The organism is Terrabacter sp. Root85, from assembly GCF_001429185.1.
Taxonomy (GTDB): Bacteria; Actinomycetota; Actinomycetes; order Actinomycetales; family Dermatophilaceae; genus Terrabacter.
This window is the reverse complement of record NZ_LMIW01000008.1, coordinates 627,559-649,785: the sequence shown is the minus strand read 5'-3', so window position 1 is coordinate 649,785 and position 22,227 is coordinate 627,559. Positions and strand designations below refer to the sequence as shown.

Sequence of the window (22,227 nt, the reverse complement as noted above, 5' to 3'; positions counted from 1 at the left end):
TGTCAAGGTGCAGTAGGCCTCGAAGACTGGCGGGATCGCAGAGGTCACCGGCCGCCCGACCCCTGTATCGGCGTTGATCCACGCGACCTCCGCGTCGGTAGCAAAGACCCAGCTCCAGGCGTCCGTTGACTTCCACACGACGGAAGATGACCGCACGCCAGATGCCTCCGTCAAGTCCTGCAGCAGATCCGCCGCTCCCACGGAGCAAGTAGTGCAGGTCCGGTGTGTCGACTGCCAGCACTCCCGAATCGTCAAATACGTCCATGGCCTCCCGCTTACCGCCCTCTACGACACCGGTTCGGCCGAAACCCCAAGCTCCCTGCAGCACCTCGCGTCGAGGTGAGCCAGCGGTAGACCGTGACGCGGCAGTGGACATCCTCATTTGCCGCTCTCCGGGCGATCGCGGCGACAAGGGAGTGAGCGAAGCAGGTGCGTTCCTGTCGCCCGCCTACAGGTCGGGCGACAATGGTCAGCACACAGGCGGCGCCGAAGCGAGTGCCGGGAGGTCACGCATGGACGACACGAGTGGTAACGGTGAAGACTCCACGCAGTCCTGGCTTACTGGAGCGCTCGCCGGCGTGCACCATCTCTCCGCTGTGGACCTACAGGCCATAGCAGATCTGCGTCACGGCACCGCGATGCTCGTGGGGATTGGCGGTCCAGTGGTTGGCTCGCGCTTTCTCTTGTGGCGTCAGGAGGTTCGCGTTGGCCGGGGTGACGAGTGCCTCGTGTGGCTATCTCCTGCGAACGTCTCACGCCATCACGCGACGCTCATGCGGCGCGAAGAGGGCTACGAACTTGTCGATGAAGGCTCCCTCAATGGCTGCTGGGTGAATCACCGACTGGTGGACCAGGGCCTTCTTCGACACGGCGACGAGCTCCAGTTTGGGGCCTGCCGCTTCCTCTACGTCGAGGGAGAGTACGAGCCCTGAACGCTTCCGGACATGCCGCATGCGGGCCAGCCGTCGACGCGGCCGCGGTTAGGGGCGGCAGTGACAGACACATGACATCGGTCCCCGGATCAGCCTGAGACTCATGTCCCCGAGTGCTGAGCGTCGTGCGGCCGCGGCGACCGTGAGTGCCTTCCACGAGGCGCAGCTGGCCCAGCTCGTGGAGCGGGTCGGGCTCGAGATCGACCGGTTCCGCGCCGGTGAGCTGGATGCGTTCGACGCGGACCAAGCGTTGTTCCAGTACTCACGTGCCGCCAAGGAGCTGTGGAAGTTCTGCAATGGCGTGGATGTCGAGTGGGTGGCACAAGACACTCGGGAGCGGGCACCGAGTCAGTGGTGGGAGCGCGGAAGCGGCCGCCGACGGTGACCGTTCGAGTCCCCCGATCGTGCCGTCCTGCAGGTTGCGCGCGCTGCTGCGGGATGATGGCGGCGCTTTCGTGGGTCGGCCGACTCCGTTCACCCCGCAAAGATGACTACCTACGAGAACGTCTTGGTCCCGATCCCTCTGCCTCCAGAATCGGACACGCTCAGACGCGCGGTCGCCGCCTACCTGGCCCGGTTCAAAGGACAGTCCCGGGTTCACACCGAGTCCGACCTGCGCGCATTCCTGACCTGGTGCCGCGGACACGGCCTGGACCCGCTGACCGCGCAACGACCGCACATCGAGCTCTACATCCGGTGGATGCAGGAGACCCGCCGTTACAAGCCTTCGACCGTGAGCCGCCGCGTCGCGGTCGTCGCCGGGTTCTACCGGACCTGCGTCATCGACGCCGTCCTGGCGCAGTCACCGGCCGAGCACGTTCGGCGCCCGAACGTGCCCGCCGAGTCACCCACCCTCGGACTGACCCATCTGCAGTTCGAAGCGATGCTCGCCACCGCCCGCACCTCCACCAACGTCAACGACTTCGCCCTCGTCGCGATGCTCGGCCTGCTCGGGCTGCGGATCTTCGAAGCCTGCGGCGCCGACATCTCCGACCTTGGCGAAGAACACGGCCACCGCGTCCTACGCGTGACCGGCAAAGGCGGCAAGGTAGTCCTGACACCCCTGCCACCGGCAGTAGCCCGCGCCATCGACCGCGCCGTCGACGCCCGCACCTCGGGACCGATCCTGCGAACCGGCCGCGGCACCCGGATGGACCGACACTGTGCCACTCGACGCCTGCACCACCTCGCCGAAGTCGGCGGCGTGCACGTCGCCCGGATGCACCCACACATGCTGCGCCACACGTTCGTCACGACCATGCTCGACGCCGGCGTTGACCTGCGCGACGTCCAGATCGCCGCCCGGCACGCCGACCCGCGCACGACCATGCGTTACGACCGGGCCCGGAAGAACCTCGACCGCCACCCCAACTACATCCTCGCCGCCTACATGGCCTCAGGCACCTAAACCCAGCGCCGTCACGAGAATGGCGGACGTTTGTCGGCGGACGCCGATCGTGACACACTGGTACAAGAACCTGTACCAGTAGGAGATGTCATGGCTGTCACTGCAAGCGAGGCCCGGAAGAACTTGTTTCCGCTGATCGAGCAGGTCAACGAGGACCGCACACCGATCGAGATAACCTCCCGCCGCGGCGACGCGGTGCTGATGTCCCGCGCAGACTACGACGCGCTCGAGGAGACAGCTCATCTGTTGCGGGTCCCAGCCAATGCCCGACACCTGCTCGAGAGCCTGCAGCAGGCACGGTCCGGGCAGCGGGACGAGCACGACCTGGCGCGATGAGGCTGGTCTTCACACCGAACGGATGGGCGGACTACACGTACTGGCTTGCTGCTGACGGGCAGATGCTCAAACGGATCAACCGGCTCATCGATGACGCACTTCGCGACCCGGTGGCTGGCATCGGTAAGCCCGAGCCGCTGCGGCACATGCTGGCCGGCGCCTGGTCACGTCGGATCACTGAAGAGCACCGGCTCGTTTACCTCATCGACGGCGACGACCTGGTCATCCTTCAGGCCCGCTTCCACTACGACTGAGGAGTCATCCGCTCCTGCCGCCGGTAGTTCACGGCAGTTGGGCGAGCCAGTGCTCAACGGTGGGTACGCGCTGCACGAGCGGATGGAAGTAGAAGACGCTCTCGTGATGGATCTCGCCGATAAGTACGACGTGGTTCAGCTCACCGCGGCTGGCTCGCGTGAGTGCTGCGCCGAGCTCGACGAACATGCCCCTGCCGTCGTGCTGAGAGGCCACGACAAGAACGGCGTCCGCCGCGATCACCGCGTCGAGTTCGTCCTGCGCCATCCGAGCCGACCGCTCCGCTTGAGTGGCGTAGCCCTCAGCGAAGGACACATCCGCGCTCCAGTCCAAAGTCAGCTCGTGGCCCGCGGCAAGGGCGGTGTCCTGGACCTGCTGGACCGTGACCGTATCGCTGAGCGGGCCAGAGACGTAGATCTTCATCCGCGCAGCCTGCCAGTTGCCAATGACACTCCCGCGCAGGCCAGGCCAGCGGCTGAGACGACTACCAGATTTGCCGCAGATCGGTCGCGCTGACGAGCGGATGCGACGACCTATGACTCCGGAGGCTGCCCGACAAGAGCGACGGCTGCGACCACCTCTGAGAGGTCCGGGCTCAAGAACGCGTCCCCCCACCGGGCCTCGCCCTGAGTAGCCGCTTTGAGGACGGGCGTCAGACCATGCCGCCGCGCGGTCGGGCCAATGTAGGGCGCTTTGTCACCAGGGTGGGCCAGTTTGTTCAGCCGCTTCAAGCGACGCAGATCGCTTCATCTGGGGGCTCATGCATCCACCAACGAGAGCCGAACCCTAGGTGGAACGGGGCCCGCGACCGGCCGTGCGTTGATGCCGAACCGGGCGGTGGTGGGTATGCGTCATGGAGATCGTCGGCGCCCGACCTAGGGCGACGACCCGACAAACGGAGGCCCCTCATGAAGAGACTGCTCATCGTCACCGCCGGCGCGGTCGGCTTCCTGCTCGGCTCGCGGGCCGGGCGGGAGCCCTACGAGCAGTTCATGCGCGCGATCGGCCAGCTGAAGGACGACCCCCGCGTGCAGGAGAAGGCACACCAGGGTGCACAGCTGGTGCGCGAACAGGCGCCGGTCGTCGCGGACAAGGTGGCCGATGCCGCGAGGACGGCGACCTCAAAGGTCACCTCGGCCGTGTCCGGATCATCGGACTCGGGCTCAGACGACGGCTCCGCCCCGTCGTCGCGGGAGGGCACGGACGACGCCATCGAGGAGGCCGTGCAGTTCCAGAGGGACCACGGGCCCAAGGGTCCGCTGCCCTGAGAGCCCGCCACCTGATCGCGGCGCCGGACTCCGGTCTGACTCGGCCAGCGACATGACGCCCATGACGCAGGCCAGATCACGGGACATCGTCCAGACCCAGCCTCCTGCGACCAGTGGGATACGCGCTCATGCCGTAGACCGCGAGCTTCGTCGCCCCTCCCCATGGGGCAGCGCGGAGTCCGCGCTGTAGTGCATCAAGTCAAGCTCGGAGCTCGACCGATGCGCACCCTCGTATGTCCGCTACGAAGCCGGCGTGATGAAGACGACTGAGGTCCCGACCCCGTGGAAGGACCCTGTTGCGGTCTCCCGCACGAAGTCGAAATGGCAGGTCACGAGATCTCCGTGCACGTGCGGCTTGGACGTGTCGAGCTGCTGCACGACGACGGGGTCGCCACCGGTGGGCGTGAACGTCGCTGTCGCCTGAAGGGATTGAATGACGAACGTTTGCGTGCTGCCGACCACGTGCCCGGGAGTGAAGTCCCCGTTCCCGTTGAAGGCTGCCTCAAGCGTCTGACCGTTGTTGCAGGTCAACGGGATCGTCGTGGTCTTGGGATCCGCTGACGCTGCGGGCGCAAAGGCGATCATCGCGAATGCTCCGGCGATGGCTGTGGCAGATAAGCGTTTGATCATGGCTTGCCCTCCTCCGAGTACGAGCTTTGCAGACGGGCTGACTAAGCACTTGGGACTCTGTGCGTTTGAAAGCCCAAGGTCCCGGCGTACTCCTCATCGGGTCGCTGCGCAGCACAACGGCCGAGAGTGGGTCACTTCACCCCCATATGTCCCTCGTGCCGCGTTGAGGGCATGACGCCCGACCATCCCGCGTTGCGCCGCCGGGTCTGCACAGGTCGTGGCGGGGGTCCTTACCGTGTCGCCATGCCCACAATGAGGAACTCAGAGACCATTACGGGTTCCGAAGCTCACGCCATTTCCGGATGTGGCGCTACGACGGCGGCCATGCTCTCGACGCGCAGGGCCGCGTTCAGGTCATGCTCGATATCGCGGGCAGCGAGCGCCAGCGCGCTGACGACGTCGACGAGCCGGGACTCGTCGAAGCGGACCGTCGGCATCGAGACGGTGACGGCTGCGGTGACCCGGTCGCCGACGCGGACGCCCCGGCCGACCGCGGTGACCCCGCTCTCCGTGCGGTCCTTGTTGATGGCGAAACCGCGCTCGCGCACCACGTCGAGCTCCTGGCCCAGCGCGCTCAGGTCGGGCCGCTCGTCGGTGCGTCCGTCCCAGCGGTCGGCGGCGTACAGCTCGGCCCGCTCCTCGACGGTGAGATCGGCGAGCATGAGCTTGCCGCCGGATGTCAGGTGGGCAGGAAAGACCATGCCCTCGCGGTTGCCGACCCGCAGGGCCTGGCTGCTCTCGACCGAGCCGATGAAGCGGGCGTAGTCGCCCGCGAGGACGAGCAGGTTGGCCGACTCGCCGAGGCGGCCCACGAGGGCGTGCAGGTGGGGCATCGCGATGGTGCGCAGCAGTGCGGTGCGTGACTGCGAGTCCGCCGTCAACGAGATCACGGGGCCGGCGTGGTAACGGCGGTCCTCAGCCTGCCGCGCGAAGTCGCGGTAGACGAGCATCGAGAGCAGCCGGTGGGCCGTCGACCGGGCGACGCCCAACCGCTCGGCGGCGTCGGTGACGCTGAGCGGGCCTTCGACCTGCAGCATGACGGCGAGCCGGAGAGCGTGGTCGACGCTCGTCAGGGCGTACTGGGGGCGGTTCTTCTGGGCGCGATCCGGGGCCATCGATTCCTCATAGCAGAATTATCTGTTCCGGCATGGCGAACCTAGTCCACAGTCGTGCCTATGGCAATGACGCCCCCCACCCAGAACCGGCCCCTGGCCGCCCGTCGGCCCGCGTGGCTCGTGACGCTCCTCTGCTGGCTCATCGTCGTCTTCGACGGCTATGACCTCATCGTCTACGGGACGACCCTCCCCAGCCTCCTCGAGGAGAAGGGCTGGGACCTCACTCCGACCTCCGCCGGCTTCATCGGGAGCCTCGCCTTCACCGGCATGCTCGTCGGTGCCCTGGGCGCGGGACTGCTCTCCGACAAGCTCGGACGACGACGCACGATCCTCTGGGCCACCCTGTGGTTCTCGCTCTTCACCGCCCTCTGTGCCCTCGCACCGAATGCCGAGGTGTTCGGTGGCTTCCGCTTCCTGGCGGGTCTCGGCCTCGGCGGCCTCGTGCCGTCGGCCAACGCGCTGACGGCGGAGTTCGTCTCGCGCAAGCACCGTTCGACCGTCTCGACGATGATGATGTCGGGAGTACCGATCGGCGGCTCCGTCGCCGCGGTCCTCGGCCTCTGGCTTCTGCCCGCCCACGGCTGGCGCTCCATGTATGCCGTCGCCTTCGCTGCCGTGCTCGTCCTCCTGCCGCTCTGCTACCTCCTGCTCCCCGAGTCGCCGACGTGGCTGCGAGCCCACGGCCGGGTAGCCCAGGGCAAGGCCGTCGAGGCGCAGTTCGGCCTCGTCCACGACGAGAGCGAACACACCACCGAGACGCACGCCCCCGGCTTCCGCACGATCCTGCGCGGGCGGTTCCTCCGACCGACGGTGCTCTTCGCCGCCGCCACGGTCGCCACCCTCTTCGCCTGGTACGGCCTCGGCACGTGGCTGCCCAAGCTGATGGGCTCCGACCCCCGCTTCGAGATGGGTCAGCCCCTGACGTTCCTGCTGGCCCTCAACCTCGGCGCCGTGCTCGGCTCGGTCGTCACAGCCTGGGCCGGAGTGCGGTTCGGGCCGCTCCGGAGCGCGGTCGTCGCCGCGGCGGTGGCTGCCGTCGCCCTCGCGTTCCTGCTCACCTACCCGAGCGACGCCACCCCGATCTACGCCACCCTCATCCTCGCCGGTGTCGGCACCCACGGCACTCAGTGCCTCATCATCGCGGCGGTCGCGAGTCACTACCCGCCCACCCTGCGCGGCACGTCGCTCGGCTTCGCGCTCGGCGTCGGCCGCCTCGGTGCCGTGCTCGCCCCGCAGGTCGGCGGCCTCCTCCTCGACGCCGGTCTCGGCGTCGGCAGCAACTTCCTCGCCTTCTCCGTCGCGGCCGGACTCGCCGCGGTCCTCCTCGCCGTGACCGCCGTCGTCACGAAGCCCGCCGTCCGGGCACGCTCCGTCGCCGACGTCCTCGTCCACCGATGAAAGGAACGACCATGACCCAGGCAGCCACCTCCCCCGTGCAGATCGAGGCGGTCGACTCCCCCGACCAGCCGACCCCCTCGCCCGAGCTCGAGGCCCTCTACCGCGGCTTCGAGGACGAGCTCCTCGTGCCGCTGTGGACCGAGATCGGTGACCTCATGCCGGCCCACCCCCAGAGCAAGGCGACGCCGCACCGCTGGCAGTGGCAGACCCTTCTCGAGCTCGCCGACCGCGCCGGCCACCTCGTCCCCGTCGGTCGCGGCGGCGAGCGCCGGGCGATCGCCCTCGCCAACCCCTCGCTCGGCGGTCGCCCTTTCGCGACCCCGACGCTCTGGGCCGCGATCCAGTACCTCATGCCGGGAGAGGACGCCCCCGAGCACCGCCACACCCAGAACGCCTTCCGCTTCGTCGTCGAGGGTGAGGGGGTCTGGACCGTCGTCGGCCAGGACCCCGTGCCGATGAGCCGCGGCGACTTCCTCCCCCAAGCCGGATGGAACCTCCACGCCCACCACAACGCAGCCGCGAAGCCGATGGCGTGGATCGACGGGCTCGACATCCCGTTCCAGTACTACACCGAGTCCCAGTTCTTCGAGTTCGGACGCGACGAGATCTCCGACGCCGAGCGCGCCACGCCTGAGCGCTCGCGCTCGCAGCGGCTCTGGGGTCACCCGGGCCTGCGCCCCGTCTCCGTCCCCGGCCCGACGCCGGCCAGCCCGCTCCTCGCCTACCGCTGGGCCGACACGAACCTCGCCCTCCAGGACCAGCTCGACCTCGAGGACGAGGGGTATGCCGCCACGGTCGAGCCGGGGCACGCCGCCGTCCGCTTCACCAACCCCACGAACGGCGGTGACGTGCTGCCGACGATCCGCACCGAGTTCCACCGGGTGCGGAGCGGCGCCGAGACCGCCCCCCGCCAGGAGGTCGGCTCGTCCGTCTTCCAGGTCTTCGACGGCGCCGGCAGCGTGACCGTCGGCGACACGAGCTGGAGCGTCACCCGTGGCGACCTCTTCGTCGTGCCGTCGTGGCAGCCCCTGTCGATCCGCTCCGAGGCCTCCGCCTCAGACTCCGACTCAGGCGCGCTCGACCTCTTCCGTTTCAGCGACAGCCCGATCTTCGAAGCCCTCAACCTCGCCCGCACCTCCGTCTCCGCCCCCGTCACAGAAGGACTTCCCCGATGAAGCTCGCCACCCTCCGCCACGCCGACGGCACGACCGAGGCGGTCCGCATCGACGGCACGACCGCGACGCGGCTGGGCGCCCCAGACGTGGGTTCGTTTCTCGCACAGCCCGACTGGCGCGAGGCGGCCGAAGCGGCAGCCGGCGCGACCGTGGACCTCGGCGCGGCGGCATACGCCCCCGTCGTGACCCGACCGGGGAAGGTCGTCTGCGTCGGGCTCAACTACCGCAACCACATCCTCGAGATGGGGCGCGACCTGCCGCACTATCCGACGCTCTTCAGCAAGTACGCCGAGACCCTCATCGGCGCGCACGACGACATCCAGCGGCCCGTCGAGACCGAGCAGCTCGACTGGGAGTGCGAGCTCGCGATCTTCATCGGTGCGCCCGTGCGGCGGGCGACGACTGCGGAGGCAGAGGCCGCGATCGCCGGCTTCGCGACGCTCAACGACATCACCGCCCGGGACTGGCAGTTCCGCACCAAGGAGTGGCTCCAGGGCAAGAACTGGGAGGCCACGACCCCCGTCGGCCCGTGGCTCGTCACGCCCGACGAGCTGCCCGGTGGGGTGCGTCCGACCCTCGCGATCCGCACCGAGGTCGACGGGGAGGTCGTGCAGGAGAACAACACCGGTGACCTGCTCTTCGACCCGGTCGCCCTCGTCGAGTACGTCTCGACGATCATCACGCTCCAGCCCGGCGACCTCATCGCCTCGGGGACCCCCGGCGGCGTTGGACACGCCCGCACGCCGGCTCGCTACCTCATGGCAGGGCAGAAGGTCGTCACCGAGGTCGAGGGCCTCGGCCGATGTGAGAACGTCGTCGTGGACGACGGGCGCGGCTGATGTCCACCGCCCCCGAGCAGACCCTCGCGTGGATGCGGGAGGGCACCGACCTCTTCCTCAAGGCGCTGGAGAGCCTCGACGACGAGACCCTCGCCGCCCCGGGCACCCTGCCCGGTTGGACGGGCAGGCACGTCGTCGCCCACGTCGCCGCGAACGCCGACGCGCTCGGCAACCTCGTCCACTGGGCACGCACGGGCGAGGAGACCACGATGTACTCCTCCCTTGAGCAGCGCGACGCCGACATCGAGACCGGGTCGCAGCGTCCCGCGACCGAGCTGCGGCACGGGATGGCCTCGTCGGCAGCCCGCTTGGCGGGCTCGCTCGACGCCCTCACCCCCGAGCAGTGGGCCAGGCACGTGCGCACCGCCCAGGGCCGCACCGTACCCGCGACCGAGATCCCGTGGATGCGGTCGCGCGAGGTCATGGTTCACGCCGTCGACCTCGGCGGGGTCGTGACCTTCGACGACCTGCCCGCGGACTTCATCGCGGCGCTGCTTGACGACACCACCGCCAGGCGTTCCGTGGGAGCCGACGGCCCGGCCCTCGAGCTGGCACCCACCGACGACGACCGAACTTGGGCCGCCCTGGGGGCGGGTCACCCGACCACCATCCGGGGGCCGCTCGCGCAGCTCACGGCATACGTCTCCGGCCGACCGGCCACCGGACTGCACGCCGACGGCGGCACCGTCCCCACCCTCCCCCGCTGGCTCTGACCGCGGAAGCTCTCGAAAGGACTCGTCATGACCGCTCACCGCAAGGACGTCGCCGAGGTCGCCGACCTCACGCCCCTCGCCGGCCACCCTGACGTCATCGTCGTTGGCGGCGGGATCGGCGGCCTCGCGAACGCGCTCGCCCTGTCCCGCAAGGGCCTTCGCGTTCGGGTGCTTGAGCGCGCCGCCGAGTTCGGGGAGGTCGGAGCCGGCCTGCAGATCGCGCCGAACTGCACGCGGATCCTCGACCAGTGGGACCTGCTCGACGAGGTCGTGTCCCTCGGCGTCGTACCCGAGAACCTGGTCATGCGCGATGCCGTGGACGGCTCCGAGCTGACCCGGCTCGACCTGGCCGACGCACGCGCTCGCTACGGATTCCCGTACGTCGTCATCCACCGCAGCGACCTGCACGGCACGCTGTTGCGGGCGTGCGAGCGTGCCGGTGTCGACCTTGTCACCGACGTGGCCGTCACCGCCTACGAGCAGGAGGTCGACGGTGCGACCGTCGTCCACGGCAACGGCCGGGAGACGGCCCGCGTCGTCATCGCGGCCGACGGGCTGCACTCCGTCGCACGGCGGCTCGTCTCCGACGACCAGCCCGTGTCGTCGGCGTACGTCGCCTACCGCGGCGCCGTCCCGATGGGCCAGGTCGAGCAGCTCGACATCGCGCTCGACGACGTCGTCGTCTACGTCGGGCCGAAGTGCCACTTCGTGCAGTACCCCCTGCGGGGTGGCGAGATGTTCAACCAGGTCGCGGTCTTCGAGTCCGCCAAGGCTCTCGCCGGCGAGGAGGACTGGGGCACCCCTGACGAGCTGGACGCCGCCTTCGACCAGACGTGCGAGAACGTCCGGGCCGGACTGCCGCTCATGTGGCGGGACAAGTGGTGGCGGATGTACGACCGGGACCCGATCGACCAGTGGGTCGTCGGACGCGTCGCCCTCACCGGCGACTCCGCGCACCCGCCCCTGCAATACCTCGCTCAAGGTGCCGTCATGGCCATCGAGGACGCCTGGGTGCTCTCGGAGCACGTGGGTGCACAGCTGTCGACCGGCGCCGAAGGCGTCACCCTCGACTGGGACGCCGCCCTCGCGGCCTATCAGGCGGTGCGCCCCGAGCACTGCCGGCGCGTCCTGACGACGGCACGCGCCTGGGGCGCGCTCTGGCACCTGACCGGCGACGAGCGGCTGTGGCGCAACGACGTCATGCGGACGCGCGACGTGCGGGACTACGCCTTCGTCGACTGGCTCTACGGCGCGACCGCCCTCGTGCCCGAGGGCGAGCCGCCGATGTTCGAGCCGCTCGTCGCCCGGGTCACCGTCCCGTCCGGCGTCTGAGCCCGGGACCGACGCCCCGTCCGGCATCGGGCGGCGTCGGGGCGTGCTCGAGGCTCAGGCGCGGGGCTTCGTGCCGTGCAGCAGCAGAGGGACGAGGGAGTCGGCCCATCGCCGTCGCACACGGCCGTGCTGGAGCAGCTCGCCGAGACAGGCACCGAAGGCGAGTCCGGCGAGGGTCTCGGCGTCGGTACCGCTGCGGATGCGGCCCGAGCGGATGTCCGCGTCGATCTGCCCCTGCAGAGCCTTCAGTCGACTCACGATCCGGGCTTGCAGGGCCGCGCTGAAGTCGGGGTCGGTGCCCGCGAGGACGGTCGCGACACCTCCACGGCCGACCTGCTCCTCGATGAGCGTGCGGGCCTGCTCGAGCACCCAGCGCAGCTTGTCCTCCAAGGGCAGCTCGGGTGCGGGGAAGGGCTCGTCCCCCAGCTTCTCGAGGGTCGCGGCCAGGAGGGCCCCCCGGTCCCGGTAGCGGCGGTAGATCGTCGTGCGCGCCACACCGGACCGGGACGACACCGCGTCGATGTGGACACCACCTGGCCCGTGCTCGCGCAACAGCTCCAGGGCCGCGCCGGCGATCCGGTCGTCGGTCCGGGGGTCACGGGGTCGACCTCGCTCAGGTGTCATGTCGCTCCTTCCGGGAACAAACCGAAGGTGATTATCGCTACACACAATGTAGCGATAATCAGCAGGCACAGCCTCTTTGGAAAGGAACCCATCATGACGCCCGGCGACGCTCTCGTCCCAGCGGCCATCGCCATCCTCTTCGTGGTCGCGTGGTTCGTCTTCGGCATCGTCGACAGCACCCGGGACGATCCGTCGACCCGTCCAGCGGACCCGACCTCGCGAGAGACCTCGGAGCAGCGGCTCCCCGAGCGCCGCTGACACAGCAGCGGCATGGACCCTGACGCCCCGGCAGCACCGTGGCGTCCCACCCATCACCACGAACAGACACACACTTGACGGCCCGGCCACCCCGAGCCCGTCGAAGAAGGAGGGCAGACGACGTGGTCGTCTACAACGAGCTGGTCGCCATCACTGCAGGGGCAGGACTGCTGGGCTTCGCCTGGTTCCTCGTCCACCTCATCCGCGGCAGACACATCGACAGCGAAGGGTGGGCCGGCTTCTTCGGCGTGACCGGCCTGATCCTGCTCGTGCTCGGCCTGCACACCACGGTGACCTGGCCCTTCGGCGGCAAGGGTTTCGAGTACGCCAACATCGCCTTCGGCCAGCCGGCGGCCGGCTTCGGCGCACTCCTGCTGTTCGCCGCCGTCTACCTGTGGCGTCATCGGGCACTGTTCGACGCCGACGCCGACGCCGACACGGCCGTCGAAACCGCCCTACGCGCCCTGAAGCCGGTGTCGGTCTTCGTCGGCGCCCTCGGCCTGGCCATGGGGGTCCTGGCCATCTCGTTCGTCCGCTTCCAGCTCGGCGCCGCTCCGCCCGAGGAGCCGATCAGCGGACGCTTCGGCCACCTGCCACTGCTCGAGGCCCTGTTCCTCGGCGGCCTCTGGGGCATCGTCGCGCTCGGAGCCCTGCTCTTCGCCGTGGCTCAGCTGACCGACGGAGCCGCCTTGCTCCTGTGGGCCGCTCGCGCCTGGTTCGTCGGTGGCACGGTGTTCCTCCTCTTCGGCGCGATGAACTTCTACACACACATCGGCATGTACTACAACATCGCCCACGGCACCTCCTACCTCTGGTGACGCCGCTTCGTCGATGACACGGGCCGCGCACGCTCACGACCCCTCCACGTGCCGACGTGGAGGGGTCGTGTGCGTGCGCGCGTACGGACGTCTCGGGACGGCCGGTCAGCCGGCCAGACCCCAGTGCTTGCGGAACCCGTCCTGGTAGTCGGTCGAGCCGTACCAGGCACCGGACTTCTCCCCCTGGGCGGTGAGCTCGAGACCGCCGACGTTCCCCGCCGTGACCATGCGCCGGTAGGGGAAGGCGACGTTCGTGGTGGCCGCAGCGCCCGGTCATCATCCGCAGTGCCTGTGGCCGGCACGTAGTAGACGATCCGGCCCTTGAGGCCTCCGACTCCCTTCAGTGGGCTGCCGGGCGCGGTGAACATCTCGACGGCCTTGGTGGCCTGCTCGACGACGGCCTTCGCGGCGGCCGCCTCGGCGCGGGTCGGCTGGGGCGCACCGGTGCCTGCCGCGGTCCGGGCACCGATCGTGGAGGGCAGGGGCTTCGCGTGGTTCGCCAACCCTGGGATCGGCCGGCCCGTGGCGGAGTGACTTTCCGAGACCCTCATCTCGTTCACCGAGTGGCTCGACTCCGTCGCGCCGGAAGGCCGCCCGGTCGTCCTCGTCGGGTTCTGCCGCGGGGCCGCCTTCGCCGGCGGTCTCGTCCTCTCCGATCCGCGCCGGGACGCCGAGGGCAGCGATCCTCCTCAGGACGCTGCCCTTCGAGGCTGGAGTACCCGTGACCGCACACGGCCCCGACGGAACACCGATCATCGTCGCGCAGGGGACGAGGACTCCGTGATCGCGAGGGATCTCCTCGACCGCACACTGAGTGGGGGTCACCCAGCTCAGCTCGACACCTTTCTCGCGGACCACACGTAGGTGCCACCCTGCGCCGCAATCAGTCCGCCGTGCCGATTGATGATGCGGCGCACGGCGTGCTGCAAGGCGGTCAGGCGTTCTTCCCCCAGCCGTTGATGGTCGCTGAACGTGCCCAACATCCCAGTCCAGTCCGTGCCCTCGAACTCGCGGACCCATCGGTAGGTGTGCGTCTCTCCCGGCGACAACGATGGGAGGCCACGGAAGGGGTCCGCGTCCTGGAGCCCGCTGGGATCCTGACCGACGACGGACAGGTCAGGCGCATACGTCTCGTAGGCGGTTCGAACCTCCGCCAGCAGGGCGTCGTCGAGCACGTGGTAGTTCCAGAACAACGCGATGACTCCGCCCGGGCGAAGAACCGACGCTGCCTTGCTCCCCCCGACGAGCGGATCGATCCACTGCCACGCATGACCGCAGGTGACCAGATCGAACATTTGACGACGGCTGTCCCAGTTCTCGAACGAGACGACATCCACTTCCAACCCACGCGCGCGCGCCACCTCGGCCATCCGCTGGTCCGGCTCCACCCCCACGACGCGGAAACCGCGGGCGGCGATAGCCGCCGCCACTTTGCCGGTGCCACACCCGACATCCAGTGTGATTGAGGGGCGGCCGACGAGGAGATCGTCGATGAGCGCGTCGGGATAGCCGGAGCGAAACCTGTCATAGGCCTCCGCTGCCGAGCCGAACGACTCCGCGCGGCCTCGGTCCTGGTGCATCCCCTCCAATGGCACACCACGATGTTGCCATGCCACGCAGCGCCCCGAGCCGGCACCGACCGTGAGTCATATGCACATCTGCCGCGATGCGCGTGGTCCCACTCACGCGGTCTCGCCGGCTGGTTCAGTACCTGAACTCGACGAGCGCTCGAAGTCTTCCGAGCTGACGACCCCACTGCCGTGGGCCACGGCAAGGCCCCAACCGCCGGCTCCGCGTCGGGCGAGACAAGGAACGCGAACTGGCCAGCCGCTACGAGCGGCTCATCCTGAGATGAGGCGCTGAGACGACTTCGCAATGCTGCCCGTGCACGCAGTCGCGGCGTCGGCGATGGCGGCGGCTGGCCCACCGAGCGGCTCCACTCGCGGCTGCCGCCGCGGCGACCGCCAGGGTCAGAGCCGTAAGGGCCAGGTCTCCTTTGTCGTGGTCGCGTAGACGCATAGCTTCCATGTGCCCGCTATCCCGTTCCTGTAAACGCCTTCAGGCGTAGCCACCACAGGGAACTTGGCGGCGGTACGAATGCGTCCGGGACGAACAGTGGCGGTAGCGGGCATCAACCCGCCGCCCTCGAACCGTCCGCGGAGATCCACCACGGTCCGGCACGGGTAGTCGCCGCACCGAGCACGTCGACCGCCTGGAGCCTGGACCGCGTCATGCTTTCAGCCTTCGAGCGTCTACGAGGGTGACGACGGCGATCCCCCTCCCCCTTACACCGTCGTCGGGGGCCCCGGGCCGGCCTGACGGCTCCCGGGGCCTCGCCAGACATCACCAACCAAGCGCCCTCGACGGATGGGACGCAGCACGCCGGGCCTCACCGAGCCTGGCAGCGCCAGACCGGTGGGGTCCGTCGGGGCGGGCGGATGCTCCACAGACACGCTCACTCCAGCCCGGCAACACCGTCCGACCATCAGCGCTGCGTACAGCGTCGCGAACGCCCGGCAGGCGCAGGCATGGTCCCACCCACGCCCGGACGCCCGCTCCCCACGCATGGGTCGGGTGGAAGGCACAGGTTGGGTACGTAGAGCGCGTGAGCGCCACCGAACGCGCAGGGAGCCGCTCCGGTCACAGCGCTGAGGACGTCGCGGACCTGATACCCATGGTCCGCCGGATCGTCCACGCCCGCGTCGGTTCTCACCCGGCCGCGGAGGACCTGGTCCAGGAGACGCTCACCCGCGTCCTGGCGGCCAGCCCCACCATCGAACCGGGCATGCTCGAGCCGTACGCGATCGTGACAGCCCGCAACGTCGTGGCGTCAATGTGGCGCGACGTGGACCGCAAGCATCGAAACCAGCACCGCGTCGTCGACCTGAGCACCCCCGATCCTCCGGAGACGCAGGTCCTGCTCGACGAGGAGCAGTCCGCGATGGCTACCGCGCTGGCCCGCCTGACCGAGCGCGAGCGCCGCACCCTGCTGGACCACGAGGTCAAGGGAACGGACACGCGCACTCTCGCCGCGCGCGAGGGCAGCACGGCAGGCGCTGTGGCAGCCCAGCTGAACCGCACGCGCGCTCGGCTTCGTGTCGAGTACCTCTTGGCTGCGGCGCAGATCGATCCTCCGACCGAGCAGTGCCGGGCGGTCCTCATGGCGCTCAGCAGCGGCGACAAGCGACGTCAGCGGGAGGTTCACGCGGCGCAGCACCTGCTCGAGTGCGAGCCCTGTGCCGGGTTGAGCCAGCCGCTGCTCGAGCGGGGCCAGCCACGCGACGACCGTCTGACCATCCCGGTCACCACCGACCCCGACATCGTCACGGCCCGTGGGGCCGCGCGCGAGCTCGCGTCGCGCCTGGCCTTCGGGCCCACCGACCTCACGGTCATCGCCACCGCCGTGTCGGAGGTATGCCGCAACATCGTCCGTTTCGCCGGCACCGGCGAGGTCGTGGTCAACCTGCTCGAGGTCCCGCGCCGCGGCATCCAGATCGTCGCCCGCGACGGCGGACCCGGGATCCCCGATGTCGAACGCGCGCTCGACGACGGGTTCAGCACGTACGGCGGACTCGGCCTGGGCCTCCCGGGCGTCCGTCGCCTCATGGACGAGTTCGCCATCGCGAGCGAGCCCGGCCACGGCACCACAGTGACCATGACGAAATGGGAGAAGGCAGACCATGAATGACCGCACCACCGACCACCAGCCGGTGCACGCCGCACCCGAGCACGACTCCGCCAGGTCCGGACCGAGCGGCCACCTTCTGTCGCAGCTCGTGGCGCATCTGCGAGAGCACCGGACCCGGCTCCAGGAGGAGTGGTCACAACGCATCCAGCAGGCCCACCTGCTGACGGCGATGACTCCTCAGGAGATGGCCGCCGAGACCACGTCGGTCTACGACAACTACGTCGAGGTGCTCGAGACGGGGAATGTCGAGGCGCTGCAGCACTACGCGAGGGACCTTTCTGAGCGGATCATTCCGCGCGGCGTCGAAACCCACGAGGTCGTCGGGATCGTGCTGCTGCTACGCGACGTCCTGGCGCGTTCGCTCTTCGAGAAGTACCAGCGTGACTTCTCGATGCTCAACGAGGTGCTCGACGCTTACGAACCGGCGGCGAACCGCATCGCCAACACCGTCGCCGTCAGCTTCGTCGATGAGCGGGAACGCGTCATCCGCCAGCAGCAGGACGCCATCCGTGAGCTTTCGACCCCCGTGCTACCGGTGCGCGAGCGGCTCCTCATCCTGCCCATCATCGGGGTGCTGGACAGCGAGCGCGCGAAACAGCTCACCGAGCAGCTGCTCTCAGGGATCCGCAAGCACCGCGCCAAGGTGGTCGTCATCGACATCACCGGCTCCCCGGACGTCGACGAGGCGGTCGCCAACCACCTCGTGCAGACGGTCGACGCGTCACGCCTGATGGGTGCGAGCGTCATCATTACCGGGCTCTCCCCCAAGATCGCGCAGACCCTCGTGACGATCGGGGTCGACCTGAGCAAGATGAACACCATCGGCGACCTGCAAGGTGGGCTCGAAGAGGCCGAGAGGCTCCTCGGATACGCCGTGACTCGGAAGGAGGTCGACTCGACCTCGTGAACGGCGGACCAGCGCTCGTGTCCATCATGCGGCAGGGATCGACCCTGATCGCGTCGATCCACACTGCCCTGGACGACTCCGAGCTGGTCCGCTTCGAGCACGACCTCGTCAAACAGATCGGGGAGCACCGCTCGCGCGGAGTCATCATCGACGTCGCAGCTCTCGACGTCATCGACTCCTTCGCCGCGCTGACGTTGCGCCGGATCGCTGACATGGCACGACTGCGCGGCGCGCTGACCGTGCTTGTCGGGATCCAGCCGGAGGTAGCCTTCGCGATGGTCCGGCTCGGCATGGGCACGGGTCAGATCCCTACTGCCCTCGATCTCGAGGAAGGGGTGCAGCTCCTCGCGGAGGTTGCCGCGACACGGAACTTCCCCTCTTCTGGCTCCCAGCCCCAGAAACGCACGTGAGCCCCCATCGGCCGGCGCGGCTCGTCGTCGACGACCTCACCCAGGACTACCGCGCGACGCTGCGGCGCTTCCTGCCCCGCCGCGACGAGGCCGCCCGGGAGTCGGCATACGAGCTGGGGCGGCACGCCTTCACGGGCGGTATCAGCCTGCTGGTCATGACTCGCATCCATCAGAACGTCGCCATCGAGGTCCTGCGCGAGACCGGCCCGGACGATCGAGTGGACGTAGCCGAGCGTTCGGGCGAGCTCCTGCTGGAGGTGCTGGCCGCATACGACATGAGCCACCGCAGCGTCCTGGAGCCTCGACACGACGACCGGACGCCTTGACGGCGATCGCATGACGCGGGATCCATAGCCGATATCCGGACTGATCGGACCAGTTCGTGCTCGAACTTTGCGCAGGGCATCTCCCATAGGTCCTGTCAGCTCGCATCATGTGATGCGTGAGGCGTGCTCTTCAGAGGTGACCGACGGCCCACGAGGCCGCCCGTACGCCGATGAAGGAGTCACACCCATGAAGCTCACCTACAAGCTCTGCGCCGCCGGAGTCACCCTCGCCACCACCGCGGCCTTGGGCCTCGCGCCGGTTGCTAGCGCCTCCGCGGCGCCTGCCGCTGCCGCAGCCGCGCCCGCGGCCGCCACACCGAGGACGACGGCTTCGGCGACGATCAACCAGGTCGTCGCCGGCGTGGGCACGTTCACCGGCTCGTTCGCCCCGACGTCGTTCAGCAACCAGAACGGTCAGCTAGCCGTGACCGGAGTCGTCACTGGCACCCTGACAACCCTCGCCGGTGCCACGATCCCGGTGACCCGGACGGTCACCACGACGGTGGCGAACGCCACCGCTGCGGGCACGTGCGACATCCTCAACCTCGTGCTCGGACCGCTGCACCTCAACGTGCTCGGCCTCGCCGTCGATCTCAACCAGGTGGTCCTCAACATCACGGCCCAGTCGGGCGCCGGCAACCTGCTCGGCAACCTCCTGTGTGCAGTGGCTGGACTCCTCGACGGCAACGGCATCAATGGGCTCGCCAACCTGCTCAACCGCCTCCTTGGTCTCTGACGCGGTTCAGCTCGCCCCGCTGCACTCCCGGGTCTGATCTCGCTCGGGAAGGAGGGCTCCGGTCCGGCGAGGGACCGGAGCCCCTCCGGCGCCCCGGACGCGGTCCGTCACGACAAGCAGTGTGACGGAGTGCGCTTGTGGGGATCAGGTCTGAACGACGACACGGTCGGGGCCGTGTCTGCCGGAACCCGGCACCATTGAAAGGCACTCATGCTCGCCCTCTCCCTCACCTCTCCGCTGGTCGGCCTGGCGCTGATGCTCGTCATGCAACGCATCGAGGACCACATCGTCCCTTCAGAGCGTCGCTGAGCCCAGGATCCAGGTCACTCGACGACACTCCACACGCGGCCCGTCGTACACGCCACGTGCGGCATCGTCACCTTCGCCGGGCTCATCCTGTGGGCCCGCGGACCGCTCAGCCGTCGACGCCGGTCGAGCCGTGCGGCTGCCCCACGGGTTTCGACTCGGGCGAGCCCCGCTCTCGCAGGTAGATGCTCAGCACGACCATGCTCGCGACGGCCAGGAACTCGGACTGCCAGTTCTGAAACGTGCGGTTCCAAAAATCCGGGGCAGCCGCGTACTGAGCCCAGTCGAGAGGGGCCTTGAGGTCCTGGATCTGATCTGCGTTGTATGCCGAGCGTCCGGCGATGAACTGGGCCAGCCATGAGAGCAAGAAGATGGCCGCCATCGTCAGTCCGAGCGACCGCGAGAACAGCCGCAGGCGCCACCCGCCGGCCTTCGCCCAGGTTGGCGAGTCCCTTTGGGCGTACCGGCCGACTTTCTGGTCCTTGTCCGACTCCCGACCCAGCGTGTCCAGCGGCTTCGATTCGGGAGAGCCCTTCTGGGCCAGCCAGACGGTGAGCAGGATGAAGAGGAGGAACTGCAGGTACTCCGACTGCCAGTTCTCGGCCACGTCGACGGCGAACTGCGAGGAGGTCACGTACCGGAGAAGCGTCATCAACGGAAGGCCGGCGTCGGCCGCCTGCCGGTTGTAGGAAGCCAGTCCCGTCAGCGCTTGCCCGACAAGCGCCGCGACCAAGAGGGCCGTGAACGCCAAGGTCAAGCCCTGCTCACGTACCCGCTTCATCGCTGCGCCAGCCCGACGAAGATGCAAGCAGCCAGCACGACCCCAATGAACACGAGGATGGCGATGAATGCAGCGCGCACGGTCAAGCTCCCTTGAGCTCACACGAGAAGGGACGATCTTGTTCCTGGGGGGTGCAACCAGCAGCAGTCACACGCCAGCCGGAGCCGAACCGTGCCAAGAACAGCGTGTCGTGCTCGAGCCGCACCATGGCGTCCTGGCCAAACACGTCCACGGAAATCACCCTCCCAGCGCTCGGCAAGTTGGCATCCTTGATCCCCTGGGCACACGGACCCGAGGAGTCTTCGAGTTCTTGACGGGTCTGTGGAGCCAGCAGCGCACAGGCTGCCTCTGGCTGCGCGTCGACGGACGCGGTGAAGCTGGTGGCGGCCCGAGCGGCATCCGTCGCCGCGGGCGAGCTGTCGCCGGAACAGGCTGCCAACGCCCAACAGGCGCACACCGCCAACACGGTAGGCACGCGAAGACGAGTCATGGCGCGACCCTACGGTCTTGACGCGTCCACGTGAGGCACCGGCGCCGGGTTGCCAGAGATCTCCCAGCCGCGCACCCACCTGTCTCCGCGCGACAGGAACCCAACAGCCGTTCGTCACCGCCAAGCTGGTCAGCGTTCGCCGTCTCAGCCATGCATCGGGCGGCACCGCCGTGCCAGACCCGAGATGGGATGCACCGTCTCCCCTCACGCAAGCCGCGCCCGGATCACCAGGGCGCAGCAGACGGTTGTGTGTCAGAGGCGTAGGGCAGCAGCGAGCGCCTCCGGGTCAGCGACCGTCACCGTCGCCGCGGGGTGCCGAAGAACTCCGGCGGGTTCGATGGCATGGACTGGCTCGACGAACTCTATGCACAGTCCCTGACGCGAGTTCGTCGCGAAGGTGACGCCGCGGTCGGTGAACGACAGATGGGGCGGACCAGCCGTCCGGTGAAAGGCATACCCCGTGCTGACCTCGGTGCCGGCGACGTTGGCGAGCGCCGTCCGCAGTCGCCAGGGCCCGAACCTCACAAGCAGCTCATGCGCGGTGACGACGACCTGGGCGGTGGCCGGAGTGATCCCGAACGCGAGCGCGGGCAGTCGGTAGCGACCCTCGAATGCGAACTCGAATTCGCGAGTCACGTCGTGCGCCGCAAGCTGGACGGCGGGTCGAGGAGCCCTGCGACGCCGCGTTGCTGCTCGCCGAGGTAGGCATCGAGCACGAGGAGCCCCGCGGTGGCCACGGGGGTGGCCCATCGCAGCCAGCTCATGCGTTGTGTGAGTCGGTGGGCCTTGTCCTCCACCGCAGGATCCCCCTGAGCGTGCTCGAGCGCATCGTCGAGCTCGGCACTGGATCGGTAAGCCTCGGCGCTGACCATGATCGCCGTCCCTGTCAGCGCCGTCTTGAGGATGACGGCCGCCGCCGTAGGAGGGTGACCGACGACGCGGCGCCGGTTATCGGCCAAGATCGCGAGGCCGCTCAGGAGGTGCAGGCCGATAGCCGCACCCTGAACTGGACCCCAACGGCGCCACCCCTCGTCCGCGATCTCGGCTGGGTCGCGGGCGTCGTCACTCTTGCGGCGGGCTGGTTGCAGCGCGACAGCGCCCGCCAAGGAGCCGCCGAACCATGCTGCGTTGGTGAGCACGTGCGTGGCACGAACGAAGGTGCTGTATGCCGTCATGCGAAGTCCTGGTGCATCTGGCGCACGCGGCGCGGTGTTCGGTGGGGACTTGGCCGTACCCGTTTCCCACCCCGAGACACCTCGGCTCCGCTCTATGCCGTTACGCGTGCACGTCGTCAACACCGGTCCGGCTTCTGGGCTGACTGATCTCGCGGCCAAGGGCGAGCCGTTGGCCTACGGCGGTGCGCCCTCGAGGCTGCGCCCCGCAGCGTCCGAGGGACTCGAGCAAGGAATCGCTCGGACGACGCCGCCTCCCAGACCACAGGGGAGGTCGAGGAGACGGCGCCGCCAACCAGGACGTACCCAGGGT

General features: G+C 68.8%; 29 protein-coding genes. 19 read left to right on the top strand and 10 right to left on the bottom strand.

The features are described from left to right. Positions 1-368: 368 nt before the first annotated feature. The 5 genes from ASE25_RS22330 (at position 369) to ASE25_RS09550 (ending at position 2,930) form a co-directional block, all read left to right on the top strand. Positions 369-932 (top strand): FHA domain-containing protein, encoded by a 564-nt coding sequence (locus tag ASE25_RS22330; RefSeq protein ID WP_162260599.1) that lies wholly within the window; start codon positions 369-371, stop codon positions 930-932. A gap of 103 nt (positions 933-1,035) precedes the next feature. Further along, entirely contained in the window at positions 1,036-1,317 is a 282-nt protein-coding gene (locus ASE25_RS09565; protein ID WP_056825006.1) for a hypothetical protein, read from the top strand. A 348-nt stretch (positions 1,318-1,665) separates the two neighbouring features. Continuing rightward, positions 1,666-2,340 carry a tyrosine-type recombinase/integrase gene (locus ASE25_RS09560; protein ID WP_200959043.1) on the top strand — a complete coding sequence of 225 codons (675 nt, stop codon included), beginning with the start codon at positions 1,666-1,668 and terminating at the stop codon, positions 2,338-2,340. Positions 2,341-2,430: 90 nt separating this feature from the next. Beyond that, positions 2,431-2,676, top strand: a complete 246-nt coding sequence (locus ASE25_RS09555; protein ID WP_056779810.1) for a type II toxin-antitoxin system Phd/YefM family antitoxin — start codon at positions 2,431-2,433, stop codon at positions 2,674-2,676. Further along, the gene (locus tag ASE25_RS09550) at positions 2,673-2,930 is read left to right on the top strand and encodes a Txe/YoeB family addiction module toxin (RefSeq protein ID WP_056825003.1); all 258 of its coding nucleotides are present in this window, start codon (positions 2,673-2,675) and stop codon (positions 2,928-2,930) included. Before ASE25_RS09555 ends, ASE25_RS09550 begins: the two co-directional genes overlap by 4 nt. Before the next feature lie 28 nt (positions 2,931-2,958). Here the strand turns inward: ASE25_RS09550 and ASE25_RS09545 are convergent, their stop codons facing one another. Next, positions 2,959-3,351: a hypothetical protein gene (locus tag ASE25_RS09545; RefSeq protein WP_056825001.1), complete on the bottom strand. Its 393-nt coding sequence runs from the start codon at positions 3,349-3,351 to the stop codon at positions 2,959-2,961. A gap of 485 nt (positions 3,352-3,836) precedes the next feature. Here ASE25_RS09545 and ASE25_RS09540 point away from each other — a divergent pair, with 485 nt between their 5' ends. Beyond that, on the top strand, positions 3,837-4,196 hold the full coding sequence (locus tag ASE25_RS09540) for a hypothetical protein (RefSeq protein ID WP_056824998.1): 360 nt from the start codon (positions 3,837-3,839) through the stop codon (positions 4,194-4,196). Positions 4,197-4,436: 240 nt separating this feature from the next. On the opposite strand, the gene ASE25_RS09535 is transcribed toward ASE25_RS09540, so the two are convergent. Next, positions 4,437-4,826, bottom strand: a complete 390-nt coding sequence (locus tag ASE25_RS09535; RefSeq protein ID WP_056779821.1) for a hypothetical protein — start codon at positions 4,824-4,826, stop codon at positions 4,437-4,439. A gap of 287 nt (positions 4,827-5,113) precedes the next feature. Continuing rightward, a complete protein-coding gene (locus ASE25_RS09530; RefSeq protein WP_056779824.1) occupies positions 5,114-5,941 on the bottom strand; it encodes an IclR family transcriptional regulator in 828 nt (275 codons plus the stop codon). Positions 5,942-6,001: 60 nt separating this feature from the next. On the opposite strand from ASE25_RS09530, the gene ASE25_RS09525 reads away from it, so the two are divergent. Genes ASE25_RS09525 through ASE25_RS09505 form a run of 5 tightly spaced genes read left to right on the top strand, consistent with a single transcriptional unit; the run spans position 6,002 to position 11,398 of the window. Further along, positions 6,002-7,339 carry an MFS transporter gene (locus ASE25_RS09525; RefSeq protein ID WP_200959041.1) on the top strand — a complete coding sequence of 446 codons (1,338 nt, stop codon included), beginning with the start codon at positions 6,002-6,004 and terminating at the stop codon, positions 7,337-7,339. 11 nt (positions 7,340-7,350) lie between these two features. Further along, entirely contained in the window at positions 7,351-8,514 is a 1,164-nt protein-coding gene (locus ASE25_RS09520) for a cupin domain-containing protein (RefSeq protein WP_056824995.1), read from the top strand. Beyond that, positions 8,511-9,353, top strand: coding sequence for a fumarylacetoacetate hydrolase family protein (locus tag ASE25_RS09515; protein WP_056824993.1), 843 nt, complete (start codon positions 8,511-8,513; stop codon positions 9,351-9,353). The genes ASE25_RS09520 and ASE25_RS09515 overlap by 4 nt, the downstream gene beginning before the upstream one ends. Then, positions 9,353-10,066: a maleylpyruvate isomerase family mycothiol-dependent enzyme gene (locus ASE25_RS09510; protein ID WP_056824992.1), complete on the top strand. Its 714-nt coding sequence runs from the start codon at positions 9,353-9,355 to the stop codon at positions 10,064-10,066. The genes ASE25_RS09515 and ASE25_RS09510 overlap by 1 nt, the downstream gene beginning before the upstream one ends. Before the next feature lie 27 nt (positions 10,067-10,093). Next, the gene (locus ASE25_RS09505) at positions 10,094-11,398 is read left to right on the top strand and encodes an FAD-dependent monooxygenase (protein ID WP_056824990.1); all 1,305 of its coding nucleotides are present in this window, start codon (positions 10,094-10,096) and stop codon (positions 11,396-11,398) included. A gap of 54 nt (positions 11,399-11,452) precedes the next feature. Here the strand turns inward: ASE25_RS09505 and ASE25_RS23055 are convergent, their stop codons facing one another. Further along, on the bottom strand, positions 11,453-12,022 hold the full coding sequence (locus tag ASE25_RS23055) for a TetR/AcrR family transcriptional regulator (protein WP_056779843.1): 570 nt from the start codon (positions 12,020-12,022) through the stop codon (positions 11,453-11,455). Positions 12,023-12,115: 93 nt separating this feature from the next. Here ASE25_RS23055 and ASE25_RS23050 point away from each other — a divergent pair, with 93 nt between their 5' ends. Both ASE25_RS23050 and ASE25_RS09495 read left to right on the top strand, forming a co-directional pair. Continuing rightward, entirely contained in the window at positions 12,116-12,280 is a 165-nt protein-coding gene (locus ASE25_RS23050) for a hypothetical protein (protein WP_162260598.1), read from the top strand. 122 nt (positions 12,281-12,402) lie between these two features. Beyond that, positions 12,403-13,098, top strand: a complete 696-nt coding sequence (locus ASE25_RS09495; RefSeq protein ID WP_056824989.1) for a DUF981 family protein — start codon at positions 12,403-12,405, stop codon at positions 13,096-13,098. 105 nt (positions 13,099-13,203) lie between these two features. On the opposite strand, the gene ASE25_RS23635 is transcribed toward ASE25_RS09495, so the two are convergent. Continuing rightward, positions 13,204-13,326 (bottom strand): hypothetical protein, encoded by a 123-nt coding sequence (locus ASE25_RS23635; protein ID WP_255358394.1) that lies wholly within the window; start codon positions 13,324-13,326, stop codon positions 13,204-13,206. Positions 13,327-13,419: 93 nt separating this feature from the next. Here ASE25_RS23635 and ASE25_RS22730 point away from each other — a divergent pair, with 93 nt between their 5' ends. Beyond that, the gene (locus ASE25_RS22730) at positions 13,420-13,632 is read left to right on the top strand and encodes a hypothetical protein (RefSeq protein WP_157623372.1); all 213 of its coding nucleotides are present in this window, start codon (positions 13,420-13,422) and stop codon (positions 13,630-13,632) included. A gap of 296 nt (positions 13,633-13,928) precedes the next feature. Here the strand turns inward: ASE25_RS22730 and ASE25_RS09490 are convergent, their stop codons facing one another. Continuing rightward, positions 13,929-14,678 carry a bifunctional 2-polyprenyl-6-hydroxyphenol methylase/3-demethylubiquinol 3-O-methyltransferase UbiG gene (locus tag ASE25_RS09490; RefSeq protein ID WP_056824987.1) on the bottom strand — a complete coding sequence of 250 codons (750 nt, stop codon included), beginning with the start codon at positions 14,676-14,678 and terminating at the stop codon, positions 13,929-13,931. 1,025 nt (positions 14,679-15,703) lie between these two features. Between ASE25_RS09490 and ASE25_RS22320 the strand changes: the two genes are divergently transcribed. The 5 genes from ASE25_RS22320 to ASE25_RS09465 all read left to right on the top strand — a co-directional run bounded on the left by ASE25_RS22320 (position 15,704) and on the right by ASE25_RS09465 (position 19,165). Then, a complete protein-coding gene (locus ASE25_RS22320; RefSeq protein WP_082622785.1) occupies positions 15,704-16,786 on the top strand; it encodes a sigma-70 family RNA polymerase sigma factor in 1,083 nt (360 codons plus the stop codon). Next, positions 16,779-17,693, top strand: coding sequence for an STAS domain-containing protein (locus tag ASE25_RS09480; protein ID WP_156415672.1), 915 nt, complete (start codon positions 16,779-16,781; stop codon positions 17,691-17,693). Before ASE25_RS22320 ends, ASE25_RS09480 begins: the two co-directional genes overlap by 8 nt. 26 nt (positions 17,694-17,719) lie before the next feature. Beyond that, positions 17,720-18,103 (top strand): STAS domain-containing protein, encoded by a 384-nt coding sequence (locus ASE25_RS09475; protein WP_056780304.1) that lies wholly within the window; start codon positions 17,720-17,722, stop codon positions 18,101-18,103. Continuing rightward, the gene (locus ASE25_RS09470) at positions 18,100-18,429 is read left to right on the top strand and encodes a phosphatase RsbU N-terminal domain-containing protein (RefSeq protein WP_056779853.1); all 330 of its coding nucleotides are present in this window, start codon (positions 18,100-18,102) and stop codon (positions 18,427-18,429) included. Before ASE25_RS09475 ends, ASE25_RS09470 begins: the two co-directional genes overlap by 4 nt. A gap of 187 nt (positions 18,430-18,616) precedes the next feature. Then, positions 18,617-19,165: an ABC transporter substrate-binding protein gene (locus tag ASE25_RS09465; protein WP_235508614.1), complete on the top strand. Its 549-nt coding sequence runs from the start codon at positions 18,617-18,619 to the stop codon at positions 19,163-19,165. A gap of 415 nt (positions 19,166-19,580) precedes the next feature. Here ASE25_RS09465 and ASE25_RS09460 read toward each other — a convergent pair whose 3' ends face one another. The 4 genes from ASE25_RS09460 to ASE25_RS09445 form a co-directional block, all read right to left on the bottom strand. Continuing rightward, a complete protein-coding gene (locus tag ASE25_RS09460) occupies positions 19,581-20,252 on the bottom strand; it encodes a DUF6766 family protein (protein WP_056779857.1) in 672 nt (223 codons plus the stop codon). A gap of 82 nt (positions 20,253-20,334) precedes the next feature. After that, a complete protein-coding gene (locus ASE25_RS09455; protein ID WP_082622784.1) occupies positions 20,335-20,742 on the bottom strand; it encodes a hypothetical protein in 408 nt (135 codons plus the stop codon). Between the two features lie 252 nt (positions 20,743-20,994). Then, positions 20,995-21,378: a hypothetical protein gene (locus tag ASE25_RS09450; RefSeq protein WP_056824983.1), complete on the bottom strand. Its 384-nt coding sequence runs from the start codon at positions 21,376-21,378 to the stop codon at positions 20,995-20,997. Further along, positions 21,375-21,917, bottom strand: a complete 543-nt coding sequence (locus ASE25_RS09445) for a hypothetical protein (RefSeq protein ID WP_056824981.1) — start codon at positions 21,915-21,917, stop codon at positions 21,375-21,377. Before ASE25_RS09445 ends, ASE25_RS09450 begins: the two co-directional genes overlap by 4 nt. Positions 21,918-22,227 lie beyond the last annotated feature (310 nt).

Excerpts from the sequence above, each read along its gene's own strand:
- ASE25_RS09565 (WP_056825006.1), top strand. The coding sequence starts at position 1,036 with ATGTCCCCGAGTGCTGAGCGTCGTGCGGCCGCGGCGACCGTGAGTGCC.
- ASE25_RS09555 (WP_056779810.1), top strand. The coding sequence starts at position 2,431 with ATGGCTGTCACTGCAAGCGAGGCCCGGAAGAACTTGTTTCCGCTGATC.
- ASE25_RS09550 (WP_056825003.1), top strand. The coding sequence starts at position 2,673 with ATGAGGCTGGTCTTCACACCGAACGGATGGGCGGACTACACGTACTGG.
- ASE25_RS09545 (WP_056825001.1), bottom strand. The coding sequence starts at position 3,351 with ATGAAGATCTACGTCTCTGGCCCGCTCAGCGATACGGTCACGGTCCAG.
- ASE25_RS09540 (WP_056824998.1), top strand. The coding sequence starts at position 3,837 with ATGAAGAGACTGCTCATCGTCACCGCCGGCGCGGTCGGCTTCCTGCTC.
- ASE25_RS09535 (WP_056779821.1), bottom strand. The coding sequence starts at position 4,826 with ATGATCAAACGCTTATCTGCCACAGCCATCGCCGGAGCATTCGCGATG.
- ASE25_RS09530 (WP_056779824.1), bottom strand. The coding sequence starts at position 5,941 with ATGGCCCCGGATCGCGCCCAGAAGAACCGCCCCCAGTACGCCCTGACG.
- ASE25_RS09525 (WP_200959041.1), top strand. The coding sequence starts at position 6,002 with ATGGCAATGACGCCCCCCACCCAGAACCGGCCCCTGGCCGCCCGTCGG.
- ASE25_RS09520 (WP_056824995.1), top strand. The coding sequence starts at position 7,351 with ATGACCCAGGCAGCCACCTCCCCCGTGCAGATCGAGGCGGTCGACTCC.
- ASE25_RS09515 (WP_056824993.1), top strand. The coding sequence starts at position 8,511 with ATGAAGCTCGCCACCCTCCGCCACGCCGACGGCACGACCGAGGCGGTC.
- ASE25_RS09510 (WP_056824992.1), top strand. The coding sequence starts at position 9,353 with ATGTCCACCGCCCCCGAGCAGACCCTCGCGTGGATGCGGGAGGGCACC.
- ASE25_RS09505 (WP_056824990.1), top strand. The coding sequence starts at position 10,094 with ATGACCGCTCACCGCAAGGACGTCGCCGAGGTCGCCGACCTCACGCCC.
- ASE25_RS23055 (WP_056779843.1), bottom strand. The coding sequence starts at position 12,022 with ATGACACCTGAGCGAGGTCGACCCCGTGACCCCCGGACCGACGACCGG.
- ASE25_RS23050 (WP_162260598.1), top strand. The coding sequence starts at position 12,116 with ATGACGCCCGGCGACGCTCTCGTCCCAGCGGCCATCGCCATCCTCTTC.
- ASE25_RS23635 (WP_255358394.1), bottom strand. The coding sequence starts at position 13,326 with ATGGTCACGGCGGGGAACGTCGGCGGTCTCGAGCTCACCGCCCAGGGG.
- ASE25_RS09490 (WP_056824987.1), bottom strand. The coding sequence starts at position 14,678 with ATGCACCAGGACCGAGGCCGCGCGGAGTCGTTCGGCTCGGCAGCGGAG.
- ASE25_RS09480 (WP_156415672.1), top strand. The coding sequence starts at position 16,779 with ATGAATGACCGCACCACCGACCACCAGCCGGTGCACGCCGCACCCGAG.
- ASE25_RS09475 (WP_056780304.1), top strand. The coding sequence starts at position 17,720 with ATGCGGCAGGGATCGACCCTGATCGCGTCGATCCACACTGCCCTGGAC.
- ASE25_RS09465 (WP_235508614.1), top strand. The coding sequence starts at position 18,617 with ATGAAGCTCACCTACAAGCTCTGCGCCGCCGGAGTCACCCTCGCCACC.
- ASE25_RS09460 (WP_056779857.1), bottom strand. The coding sequence starts at position 20,252 with ATGAAGCGGGTACGTGAGCAGGGCTTGACCTTGGCGTTCACGGCCCTC.
- ASE25_RS09455 (WP_082622784.1), bottom strand. The coding sequence starts at position 20,742 with ATGACTCGTCTTCGCGTGCCTACCGTGTTGGCGGTGTGCGCCTGTTGG.
- ASE25_RS09445 (WP_056824981.1), bottom strand. The coding sequence starts at position 21,917 with ATGACGGCATACAGCACCTTCGTTCGTGCCACGCACGTGCTCACCAAC.